Origin of the sequence: Cysteiniphilum marinum, assembly GCF_014857925.1 — a bacterium.
Lineage (GTDB): Bacteria > Pseudomonadota > Gammaproteobacteria > Francisellales > Francisellaceae > Caedibacter > Caedibacter marinus.
The window spans coordinates 99,575-111,738 of the sequence record NZ_JACYVZ010000003.1 but is presented as its reverse complement, the minus strand read 5'-3'; the positions used below and the strand labels follow the sequence as shown (position 1 = coordinate 111,738).

General features: G+C 38.3%; 12 protein-coding genes. 3 read left to right on the top strand and 9 right to left on the bottom strand.

Features of this window, described 5'->3' with window-relative positions; genetic code table 11:
- Positions 1-44: 44 nt before the first annotated feature.
- Together hypB and hypA are read right to left on the bottom strand one after the other, a co-directional pair.
- Positions 45-785, bottom strand: a complete 741-nt coding sequence (gene hypB / locus IE867_RS03045; RefSeq protein WP_192483305.1) for a hydrogenase nickel incorporation protein HypB — start codon at positions 783-785, stop codon at positions 45-47.
- A 73-nt stretch (positions 786-858) separates the two neighbouring features.
- On the bottom strand, positions 859-1,230 hold the full coding sequence (gene hypA / locus IE867_RS03040; protein ID WP_192483304.1) for a hydrogenase maturation nickel metallochaperone HypA: 372 nt from the start codon (positions 1,228-1,230) through the stop codon (positions 859-861).
- A gap of 213 nt (positions 1,231-1,443) precedes the next feature.
- On the opposite strand from hypA, the gene IE867_RS03035 reads away from it, so the two are divergent.
- Complete coding sequence (locus IE867_RS03035) at positions 1,444-2,643, top strand: acetate/propionate family kinase (RefSeq protein ID WP_192483303.1); 1,200 nt, start codon at positions 1,444-1,446, stop codon at positions 2,641-2,643.
- Entirely contained in the window at positions 2,640-4,736 is a 2,097-nt protein-coding gene (gene pta / locus IE867_RS03030) for a phosphate acetyltransferase (protein ID WP_192483302.1), read from the top strand. Before IE867_RS03035 ends, pta begins: the two co-directional genes overlap by 4 nt.
- A 230-nt stretch (positions 4,737-4,966) precedes the next feature.
- Here the strand turns inward: pta and IE867_RS03025 are convergent, their stop codons facing one another.
- From IE867_RS03025 to msbA, 6 genes are all read right to left on the bottom strand, one after another.
- Positions 4,967-5,440, bottom strand: a complete 474-nt coding sequence (locus IE867_RS03025; RefSeq protein ID WP_192483301.1) for a hydrogenase maturation protease — start codon at positions 5,438-5,440, stop codon at positions 4,967-4,969.
- Complete coding sequence (locus IE867_RS03020) at positions 5,440-5,814, bottom strand: type II toxin-antitoxin system PemK/MazF family toxin (protein ID WP_203249626.1); 375 nt, start codon at positions 5,812-5,814, stop codon at positions 5,440-5,442. Before IE867_RS03020 ends, IE867_RS03025 begins: the two co-directional genes overlap by 1 nt.
- Positions 5,783-5,986, bottom strand: a complete 204-nt coding sequence (locus tag IE867_RS03015) for a DUF2281 domain-containing protein (RefSeq protein WP_117003475.1) — start codon at positions 5,984-5,986, stop codon at positions 5,783-5,785. The genes IE867_RS03020 and IE867_RS03015 overlap by 32 nt, the downstream gene beginning before the upstream one ends.
- A 284-nt stretch (positions 5,987-6,270) precedes the next feature.
- A complete protein-coding gene (locus IE867_RS03010) occupies positions 6,271-7,110 on the bottom strand; it encodes an amidohydrolase family protein (protein WP_192483300.1) in 840 nt (279 codons plus the stop codon).
- 324 nt (positions 7,111-7,434) lie between these two features.
- The gene (gene lpxK / locus IE867_RS03005; protein WP_192483299.1) at positions 7,435-8,454 is read right to left on the bottom strand and encodes a tetraacyldisaccharide 4'-kinase; all 1,020 of its coding nucleotides are present in this window, start codon (positions 8,452-8,454) and stop codon (positions 7,435-7,437) included.
- 13 nt (positions 8,455-8,467) lie between these two features.
- The gene (msbA, locus tag IE867_RS03000) at positions 8,468-10,237 is read right to left on the bottom strand and encodes a lipid A export permease/ATP-binding protein MsbA (RefSeq protein ID WP_192483298.1); all 1,770 of its coding nucleotides are present in this window, start codon (positions 10,235-10,237) and stop codon (positions 8,468-8,470) included.
- 100 nt (positions 10,238-10,337) lie between these two features.
- Here msbA and IE867_RS14800 point away from each other — a divergent pair, with 100 nt between their 5' ends.
- The gene (locus IE867_RS14800) at positions 10,338-11,444 is read left to right on the top strand and encodes a tRNA nucleotidyltransferase (protein WP_192483297.1); all 1,107 of its coding nucleotides are present in this window, start codon (positions 10,338-10,340) and stop codon (positions 11,442-11,444) included.
- 420 nt (positions 11,445-11,864) lie between these two features.
- Here the strand turns inward: IE867_RS14800 and IE867_RS14940 are convergent, their stop codons facing one another.
- Positions 11,865-12,161: a DUF6966 domain-containing protein gene (locus IE867_RS14940; protein ID WP_203368595.1), complete on the bottom strand. Its 297-nt coding sequence runs from the start codon at positions 12,159-12,161 to the stop codon at positions 11,865-11,867.
- Positions 12,162-12,164: the final 3 nt, after the last annotated feature.

Sequence of the window (12,164 nt, the reverse complement as noted above, 5' to 3'; positions counted from 1 at the left end):
AATTTGCCACACCCAGCTAAAGACAAAAGAAAAACGACCTTAAGCTATACCCTTTCTTTCAAATTTATTAAAGAAGATAGCCAGTTTAACCAGTTATCAAACCCCTCTTCCGTTTTAACCGAAAGCTCAAAAAATCGAATATCACGACGAATTTTACGAATATTTTCAATGCAACGCTCAACACTGAAATCAACATACGGCAGTAGATCCGTTTTATTAATAATCACGGTATCCGCATGATAAAACATATCCGGATATTTCAATGGTTTATCATCACCTTCTGTCACTGAAATCACAGCAATGCGATGCTTTTCACCTAAATCGAACATTGCCGGACAAATCAAATTACCGACATTCTCAATAAAGACAAAACTGTTTTCTTGAATGTCTAAATGTTCATACGCATGTCCAACCATATGCGCATCCAAGTGACATGCTTTGCCAGTATTGATCTGATAGGCTTTCGCCCCTGCTTTACGGATTCGATTAGCATCGATTTCAGTTTGTTGATCACCTTCAACCACAACGATTGGGTGCTCAGCATGAAGCTTAGCAATCGTCTTTTCAAGCAATGAGGTTTTGCCCGAACCTGGACTAGATACAAAATTAAATGCTAGCGCATTTTTAGCGCTCAAAATCTCACGATTGGCTTGTGCATATTGATCATTTGCTGCCAAAATTGCCTTTTCTAATTTGACACTATCAACCCCATGATCATGCTGATGATGGTCATGCACATGTTGATGCGTATGCTCAGAATCGCTACAACCACAAGTTGTACACATAACTTACTCCTTAACTCTTAACTCTTAACTCTTAACTCTTAACTCTTAACTCTTAACTCTTAACTCTTAACTCTTAACTCTTATTATTTTCTTCTGACGTTACAAACTCAATTTTTTCCACCAACATATCTTGACCTATCAGTATTTTTTTATCATGACTTTGACATTTAGGACATGCATCATAAAACTTTGATAATTGATAATCATGGGTACATGTTAAGCAATGTGCCCATGCCGGTTTGACCGTAATATTTAAGATACTCTGCGCTAATGGTGTATCTTTAGCAGCAACTGGGAACCAAAAGCGCATGGACTCAGTATCAACACCAGCCAATTGCCCAACACATAGTTCAATTTGTCGCACGGCTTGTGCCTCATATCCCATGCTTTTTGCTTTATCAAGCACAATCGTAATCACACTTTGGCACAATGAAAATTCATGCATAACTTATCGACCGATATATCACTGTAGGTTAGATTAGCACACAATAAATAAGTGAAAACAGTATGACTGTATTATTTAATGCACTAAAGTCGCAAATAATGACATAACGCAAGTTTTGTTTATTTTTGTGATCTTAGTTTGTGTTTAGATTTCCAATAAACTACTGTCTTAGGCTATAGTGAGTAGCACTTAAGTCTCAAGAGTTTTTAGCCTATGGCACAGTACTTTCTTGTTTTTAATTGTGGCAGCTCCTCAATTAAATTCTCACTTTATGATCACAATACATTGCTACAGAAGCTCGTTGGACTGGTTGATAAAATTAATACCAAAGAAACAACGTTAAGCATTTCCATTAATGGGCAAACTAAGACAGAAACTTCATCACTTAATTACCATCAAGCATTTGCCAAAATTATTGGTTTTTTAAAGCAGCAAGACTATTTCAGTCAAATTATTGCTATAGGGCATCGCGTGGTGCATGGTGGGCATCATTTCGATCGTGCTGTTATTGTAATAGATGATGTTATTGCTAAAATTCGTGCGCTTATCCCTTTAGCTCCCTTGCATAACCCTGCCAACCTCGAAGGTATTGAGTTTTGTCAGCAGCATTTTGAATCGACACCTCAGATTGCTGTCTTTGATACGGCTTTCCACCAGAGTATACCTGAGGAAATCTATCGCTATGCCATCCCCAATACGCTTTATGAAGATCTACATATTAGAAAATATGGCTTTCATGGAATAAGTCACCAGTATATTGCACAAGCTGCCGCTCAACATCTATCTCTTACACAAGGCAATTTCATCTGCGCGCATCTAGGCAATGGCTGCAGTATTACCGCAATCAAAAATGGTAAAAGCATCAATACCAGCATGGGGTTTACGCCGTTGGATGGACTGGTCATGGGTACGCGCTCTGGCACTATTGACCCTGGTATTTTTAGCTATCTGCAACAGATGCTTAATATGGATATCAATGAGATTAATCAGCTATTAAACAAGCAAAGTGGCTTGCTTGGCTTATGTGGGTTAAGTGATATGCGTGAAATTGAATATCTTATTGACAATCCTGATATCGAATTAAAGGAAGTAAAGCAAGCGAGATTAGCACTGGATATATTTAGTCACCGTGTCGCGGGCTTCATTGCGAGCTATCTTATGTATTTTGATCAACTTGATGGGCTTATTTTTACCGCAGGCATTGGTCAAAACAGCTCCTTAGTACGTCAACAAATCATCAATCGACTTAAGTTCAGCGGCTTTGCCATTGATACTGCGCGCAATGAAAATGCCGCACAAGCAATTGAAGTTCACGCTAAAGGCAGCAAACGCATTATGGTACTCAAAACCGATGAAGAGCGAATGATTGCACAAAGTTGTCAAATATTATTAAGTGTTAAGGATCAAGCATGAGTCTACCAATCATACTACTACCTACCGGTCAAGGTGTTGGCTTGTTCTCGTTAAAACAAGGCTTAAGATATGCCTTTGAACAGCGTGGTTATCGCGTTAAGCTGTTTAATCCGTTATTTGATGCGGAAATCTCGTCTTCTGAAATTGAGCATTATTTTCAACAAAATAAAATGAAAGACTTCTTTGAATACTTGCTTAATATCTACGATAAAGTTAGTCAAAACAGTGATATTACCTTAATTGATGGCGTGTTTATCAAAGAACATAATCATAATCAATTTGAATGGCTAAACGCTTATATCAATCTCTTTAATAAAACACTTATTCGCGCGTTTAATGCTAATGTTATCCTCATTGCACGCCAAGGATATAAGACGCTAAAAGACCTTGAGATTCAACTGAAGCTATATCAACAGCAAATTCCCCAAGATGCGCTCTTAGGCGCCATTGTTACTAAACTTAACGCGCCAATTGATGGTGATGGCAAAAATCGTTTTAGCTTGTTAGATGAAGATATTAACAGTAGCACGCCAAGCCTTACAAAATCAGATATTAAGGCATTAACTATCTTTAACAGTAATCATCTGAATTTACTCGGGATAACACATTGGCAAAATAATCTTACCTATCCACGTGTTATTGATATCGCCAATCGTTTAAATTTAACTGCACTTTTTGAGGGCTTTGATCTTGAGCGCCGTGTGCATGTCGTCACCATGTGTTCGCGTACCGTCGATCACACCTTAGACGAAATCAAACCAGGCACATTAATCATCACAGCTGCTGATCGCAGTGATATTATTCTCGCAGCGACAGTTGCCGCACAAAAAGGCATTAAAATCGCAGGATTAATATTAACTGCCTTCTCCCTTGCCAATCGTGCCGTGCTTGATTTCTGTCTTGATGCGGCTAAACGCATGTCTTTACCTATCTTTGTAACTTACAATAAGAGCATTAGCACCATTTTAAAATTAGCTGATATTGATTACAGCAGCATTCCTAAAGATGATATAACACGTTTAAATCTCTTACGATCATCCATTGCTGAATGCATTGATGTCGATATGGTTACACGCAAGCTTACGGCAACACCCGCACCAACCAAACTATCGCCACCGGCGTTTCGTCATTATCTAATCAAGCGTGCAACTGAAGTCACCAAACGTATCATCCTACCCGAGGGTTTAGAACCGCGCACGATTGAAGCTGCTATTTTCTGTAGTGAACGCAAGGTTGCTACTTGCATCTTATTAGCGAAACGTGACGATGTAATCGAGATTGCCAAAAAGCAAGGCTTACACTTATCGGATAAAGTCATCACAATTGATCCCGATAGCATCAAAGCTCAGTATCTCAAGCCGCTTATCAATGCGCGCAAACACAAAGGCATGACCGAAATTATGGCGAGTGATGCCCTTGAAGATAATGTAACCCTTGCAACCATGATGTTATATATGTCAGATGTTGATGGCTTAGTTGCAGGTGCTTTAAATACCACCGCACATACCATTTCCCCCGCACTTAAAATCATTAAAACAAAACCTAACTGCTCGATTGTCTCGTCGGTATTTTTCATGTGCCTTGAAGATCAAGTACTAGTTTATGGCGATTGTGCAGTTAACCCTGATCCCACAACCGAGCAATTAGCTGAAATCGCTATTCAAAGCGCTGAGTCTGCCACAGCATTTGGTATTGATCCTAAAATTGCCATGATCAGTTATAGCACAGGAGACTCAGGTCATGGTGCCGATGTTGATAAAGTCAAATCTGCGACTGAATTGGTTAAAACAAAACGCCCTGATCTGATCGTTGATGGTCCCTTGCAATATGATGCTGCCACAACGCTTTCAGTTGCTCAAAAAAAGGCACCTAATAGTGCCGTTGCCGGATATGCCAATGTATTGATTTTTCCAGATTTAAACACCGGCAATACAACCTATAAAGCCGTGCAGAGAAGTGCCGATGTCTTAAGTATAGGTCCTGTATTACAAGGGCTAAACAAGCCAGTTAATGATCTGTCACGTGGGGCGACAGTTGATGATATTATTTACACCATTGCAATTACTGCGATTCAATCACACGTCACTGAGTAAACGTTGGCTGAGCGTAAGTCGAAGCCTTTATATACCGCTCGTAAATCATTTTACGGTGTTCGATGTCAAAGAAGTTTGTGATGATTTTGAGTGATTGTATTGCAGGTAATAGCTAGGACTATTAGTAAAAAACAATCACTCAAAAGTGCAGGAAATTCGACGGCAGAAATATTGTAAAATGGTTTGTGAGCGGTATACGCATGCCATTCTCGGGCGTATGCAATACGCCCCTACGATTTAATCAACTGGAGAGTTATCATCTGCGCCATATTACCCACTGACTTCTTAACAGCATCCGATAAGACATCATCCTTCACAAATAAATGCTTTCCTTGCACACCGTAAAACAGTACATGATCTATCTGCATATTAAGCGCATTGGCCAATGCCAAAGAAGGTGCAACACCAATATTATGTGAAGATAGGAACCCACTAAACTCAAGAATCTCATGAGACTGTAGAGTGAATTGCATACCGGGTTTAACGCCCGCATTAACTGCATCGATTAGAATGATTTGAGCATAGTCTTTTTCTAAGAAACGTAATAAATTCAAACCTGGTCGATCGGCAATCTCAATATCGATATGTAAACGTTGGCCACTCTTGAGCATCTCTTTGATTTCTTTTGCTACTAACCAACCGAATTGATCATCGCCAAAAGGCGAGCCAATACCAAGAACAAGTGTTTTTTGTTTTCTCGTCATTATTTACCACCACTTGTTGAATCAAATAAATTTGACATAACTTCAAAAAGACTTTTTTGATCTAACGCTGTCAAAGCACCAAGTTTCTTTAAAATGTTTTTTTGATCGATAGTCGCAATCAACGGTTTAAGCATTGATAATTTAGGCAACCCTGCTTGTTGCCATTGGGATAATATGCACTCACCATATCCAAGCGGCATTTTAATCTGACTTGTAATCGCCATCAAAATAATGTCTGGTCTTTTATATTGGTAAGTTTTCTGACTTATCACCACCGCTGGGCGTTTTTTTGAAGATAGTAAGTTCGTAAAAGGGAATGGGACTAAAACAATATCACCAACATCATAGGTCATTATAGATTTCGTCCTCATCATTATCCCACACTGCTTGAAAGCTTGACTGTGACATCATTGTGAAATCTTGACGCACTTTTTGCAAACTATCTTTTTGATGCAAAAAATCAATAAAATCCTCCACTTCTGCAAAATACTTCGCGGGTAAATGGTTTAGCTTCTGAGTGATTAAATCAATATGTTTTGACTGCATAAAAACTCCATATACTCATTGATGTCTGAAATTATGGACTACATTTTGACAAACATCAAATAAAGAGTTTAATCGTAATGACCAGAGCAACATACCGCTCACAAACCATTTTACAATATTTCTGCCGTCGAATTTCCTGCACCTTTGAGTGATTGTATGTTGCCAATAGCCCTAGCTATTACCTGCAATACAATCACTCAAAATCATCAAAAAATTCTTTGACATCGAATACCGCAAAATGATTTACGAGCGGTATATGCTAAGCATTAGTCTTCTGCAAGGAATTAAAATTGATAGAAAATTAATGCATTATCATAAAAAACCTCACCTTTACCTGCGCATAGTTGATCCAGTGCTTTAAACCACTCAAGTGGGTTATCACGAAAACACACGGGATTATTTGAGGCATACATGAGTCTCTGGTAACCAAAACAATCAATCGCATAGTCAACAATCGCTTTGCTATGCGCAAGCTGTCCTAACATTTGCAGTCCTGATAATTTCAGTGAAACGTTCTCAACCTCGGATAAGACTCGCATACTTTGCTGCCATAGCTGACACTGCTCATGATTATCCCATAATGGCAAACCACAATGCTCAATCACCGTTTTAACACGTGATGCTTTAAGGTGTGGTGCAAGATTTAATAACTGTCGCGGGTAGGCTTGACAGTCAAAAATAAGATCATAATCCGCTAATATTTGCAAATTGGCTAATACATTGGGATGCGTTGATAAATCCTGCGATTCAGGGCAGTAATCAACACCTTGTTCATAGGCTAGAATATGACGAATACCGACAACTTGCGGATATTGCTTAAGCTTGTCTAGCTTGGCAATAAACGGTACTTTTGGCAATGTCATATCAACATAAGCAATATGTTTGATTTGCAAATTAGGGCATTTTTGCGCCACTGCCATCAACCACTTGATTTCAATCTCTGTGTCAATACGACTATCATGCGCCTCAATATGTAAAGCACCATAGAGTTTATCCTGCATTTTCTGCTGTAGCGTCTGAGGCAAGAAATCATGCTTCAATGCTTCATTTGATTGATTTAATACCCAACTATTTATCTTTTGTTTTAAGTCCCAAAAGTGCACATGTGTATCGATAACTTGCAAAACCATACTCCATCAATTCAAGTTTTTTGTATTCTATACTCACCGTAACTCATTTTACAGCGTTTACTGCCTCAACGCTGTAACAGTTTTGATACACAACAATACCCCATTGAAACAGCAAATTATTTTTTTTCTGCTATTCTTGAGCGTAGATACCCCCAGTAAACCACAACCCAAGAGGTGAATATTATGAAATTATTTGACTTATATATCGACTACGTTCGTCAAAGCAAGATTAACAACGAAAAAGATCAACCACAAATTTTTATGATCAAGTAGGTTTTATTTATAAAGCCAAAATAACTGATCAAACAAGTTTCTCTGTTAGAGTTTTCCTCCCTCCTTTCCCCTCTCTAGCAGAGAGAGTTTATCATCTAATGTCTTAAAGAATTCTTTTTCAATTTCAGGTGATATCGCCAAATAATACCAATTATCTTTGGCAAAGCTTTGGCATTTTACCGCATCTTTGTACGTCATAATCACAGGCTTTTCATCATCCATCGATTTAAAATCATCAAGTGTAAAGCTGTGATGATCTTTAAAGGGATATGCTTCAACCATAAAGCCCAGATTCTTTAAGGTATTAAAAAAGCGCTTTGGATTACCAATGCCTGCTACAGCATAGCATGTACTACCCATGGACTGCAGTAATTGATCAATAGCAAACTTTTGACCTGTTGCTAAACTCACTAAGTTTTGTGGCAGCAATTGCATATCATATTGTGCTTTGTTGCTTACGCTCGCCCTACCACCACCGTTGACAATCATCATATCAACTTCTTTTAAGCGTGTAATCGGCTCACGCAAAGGGCCTGCTGGCAAACACAGACCATTACCAAATTGACGCTGACCATCAATCACCGCAATTTCTATGTCTCGATGCATCGCATAATGCTGCAAACCATCATCACTGACAATGACATCAACCGTTTTAAGCTTCTTTTCGATATATTGAATCGCTTCAACACGCTTAGGCGAAATAATAATTGGAATATCTTGTAATAATTGATGCAGCATAAAAGGCTCATCACCACAGATATTTGCTGTCGTTGTTTGATCTATCATAAAAGGATAGTGTGTCGCTTTGCCACCATAACCACGAGTAATAATCGCTAGATGATAGCCCTGCTCTTTTAAATGTTGGCAAATGGCTTCAACCACAGGGGTTTTACCCGTGCCACCAACAGCAATATTACCAACGACAATCAACGGCAATTTACTGTGATATGCCTTTTGTTGTAGCTTGACTCTGCGTTTCTTAGCAATGTATGAGAAAAGCCATGACAAAGGTGTCAAGATTATTGCGCGCCAAGTCTTATGCGCTGTGTACCAATCCTTTTGCATCACTTATGGCTCTTTAATGCAGCGATTGATGATAAAGCTGATAATATAAGCCATTTTCATTTTGCAATAATGCTTTGTGACTACCCATCTCAACAATCTCACCGCCATCCATCACCACGATCTGATCAGCGTGTTCAACCGTTGATAGCCTATGAGCAACAACAAACGTCGTGCGATCTTTCATTAAGCGCTCTAATGCCTGCTGCACTATACGCTCAGATTCATTATCCAATGCACTGGTTGCTTCATCTAGAATTAATACTGGCGCATTTTTCAAAAGGGCTCGAGCAATTGCAACACGTTGACGTTGTCCACCAGATAGACTTAGACCATTTTGTCCAACTTCCGTATATAAGCCTTTAGGCAGCTTCTCAATAAAATCCCAGGCATTGGCAGCTTTTGCCGCTTGAATCACTTCTTCCTCACTGACCTCACCATCACGACCATAAGCGATATTATGAAGGAGCGTGTCATCAAACAGATTAACATGCTGCGAAACCAATGAAATATGACTACGCAAGTTTGCCAAAGTCAGTGATTGCATATCCTCATTATCTAGAAGGATCTGCCCCTTTGTTGGTTGATAGAAGCGTGCCAACAAATTCACCATCGTGGTTTTACCACCACCTGATCGCCCAACCAAAGCAATCGTTTGCCCAGGTTTTGCGATTAAACTGATATGTTTTAATACCACTTGCTGAGACTCCGGATAAGAGAAGCTTAAATCTTTAAATTCAACTTGCCCTTTGACATGTGATAATTGCTTAGTACCCTTATCTTCTTCAGATTTAGCATCCAAGATCTCAAAGATATCCTCAGTTGCCGCAATCGCTTTTTGAATGGTTGAGTTAACATTGGTTAAATTTTTAATCGGCTTTAAAATCGCCATCATTGATGCAAAAAAAGCAACAAAGCCACCGGCATCAAGCCAACCGCCTTCTTTTAAACCATAGGTTGCCACGATAAACAAAATCACCGCAATCACAATCGCACCAATAAATTGAATGATTGGTGAAGATAATCCATCGAGCATCAACGTTTTGATTTGCTGGCGATAGGTATAGCTTAGGTTGTGATCAAACTTTTGCAGTTGATATTTTTGCCCACCAAAGACACGGATTTCTTTGTAATTAATCAATGCTTCTTCGGCAAAGTGTGTTACTGAACCCATTGCTGACTGGGTATTACGGCTATAATGGCGAAATTTCTTACTGATCCAAGTGATAAAAACCGCAAGGAAAGGGGCAACCACAATCACTGTAATTGATAACTGCCAACTGGTTACGACCATTACAATAATCAATCCAATGACAAAGGTGCCATCTTGCACGACAGTGATAATCGCAGAACCTGTTGCACTGGTCACCTGATCGACGTTATATAAAAGCTTAGAGAGTAATTTACCTGATGATGTTTTATCATAATAATGCGCGGGCAGATCTAAAAACTTACCAAACATTCGTTTGCGAAAACGATAAACAACTTGAGCGCCAAGCTTACCCATAAAAAATGATGATAAGAAAGAGCCAACACCACGCAAAGTAAACAAAAGCAAAAACACCAAAGCGATGCCCTTTAAAAACTCACCCCCAGTTGGCGTAAATCCTTTATTTAATAACGGTTTAATCAAATACATCGCATAGGCATCACACGCCGAATAGATAATGCTACCGATGACAGAGATTAATAAAAGTGGCCATAGCGATCTGACCTCCCATAGTAATCTTTTATACAGACTATAGGTTTTCTTATTCGCATTTTCAGAAACTTGCATATCTTGCATATTTTTATCTTTATTTTTACGTTAGAAGCAGAAATTGTGACAGAGTTTACCTAAATTTATTGATAACATAAAGAATAAGCTCGATTAAGCTACAATAAACATGCAAACATATTTAGTCGGCGGCGCTGTCCGCGATCAATTATTAAACCTGCCAGTTAAAGATCATGACTGGCTTGTGGTTAATGCAAAACCATTGGATATGCTAAAGCTTGGATTTATTCAAGTAGGTAAGCATTTCCCCGTGTTTCTACATCCTGAAACACACGAGGAATACGCACTAGCGCGCACGGAAGTAAAAACAGGTCGTGGCTATCAAGCCTTTACATTTAACACGAATGAAGTGTCATTAATGGAAGATTTAAAGCGACGAGATCTCACGATTAATGCCATGGCAATTGATGAAGATGGGCAACTACACGACCCTTTTAATGGTCAAGACGATATCAAAAACAAAAAACTTCGCCATGTTAGTGATGCTTTTTGTGAAGATCCTTTGCGCGTGCTGCGTGTCGCACGCTTTGCTGCCAAGCTTCATCACCTTGGATTTACCATTGCTGATGAAACGCTAAAACTTATGCAAACCATTATTGCCAATAACGAGCTTGAAGCATTATCCCACGAGCGTATTTTGCAGGAGTTTATACGCGCATTAAGCACGGCAAACTTCGAGGTTTTCTTATCGACATTACAACAACTAGGTGCCTTTGAACATATTCTTAAGCCCTTACAAACCTTAACTATAACAAGAATTAAACCATTATTAGATGCAGTTGAATGGCAATGTGAAAATCATGATATTTTATTTGCTCTATTGTTGGTGCATTTAGACGGCGAACAAGCACTTATAGAGGTATTAAATGAGCTTAAACCGCCGAAAAGTACGCAAAAACTTAGCCTTAGACTCTATCGCCACCATTGGTTTTTCAGTACATTGCAACAGCAATCAGAAAAGGATATTTTGCAAACACTCAAGGCAATTGATGCATTACGCAACAAGTCCACGTTTAATGATTTTCAAATAGCACTAAGACATCTTTATCAAAATTCAGCGCATGCCATATTTAATATCTCTTTGAGTGACAAAATTCAAAAAGAGTTAACGGAATATAACTATGGTTTAGCACTTAAAAATATTCGCAATAAGCAAACGATTGCCAAAACGGTGATAAAGCTACAATTACAGCTGATCGAGGAAACTATTAACTGAGTTCGCCCCTAGCAGGGTAAAGAATCTATTTTGTCGTTAGACGTAATAATCTTAAAACTCTGATACATAGCCTTTAAATTATTTAAATATTATCTCTTAACGCATCGCTTTTTCAAAGCTGATATGCCTGTCTTTTGGCATTGCCCCAAAAGTCAGCAAAAACGCTATCCTCATAAATTTCTTGACGCAATTTTAAAGAATGCTCCACCAACTCGTAAACTCAAACAAGGTTTCGCAATTTATATTTAAAATAGCTAAAATTTATTATGGCGATAGGCAATAGAGTTGCCTGTTTATGATATCGTAAAGGAGTTTGACACTTCAAGGCGTACTTATTATATGATTAAGAAAGGGGCGTATGATTGGTTGGTATCAGAGTCGTTGCAATAGTAGACGTAAGTTGTAGTAGTTTTATATTATTTAACTCTTAGATATTAAAGTACAGCATATATTATATATAGATGACCTTAATGAAGATAGTTTATTATTATCTTCTTTATCCATTGAATAATTATTCTGTAAAATAAGATCATTAAAGCTAGCCATTCCACCCCAGTATAATGAAAGTATATTTGATATTGTATCTATATTAATTTCGGATTGAATAGCTTTGTCAAAGACAATAAGGTAATTATATTCATTATATTTTTTTAATAGTTTTATTATCTCGTGAATATATGACTCTAATATAGATATTTGTTCAATGTTTAATTTCATTTT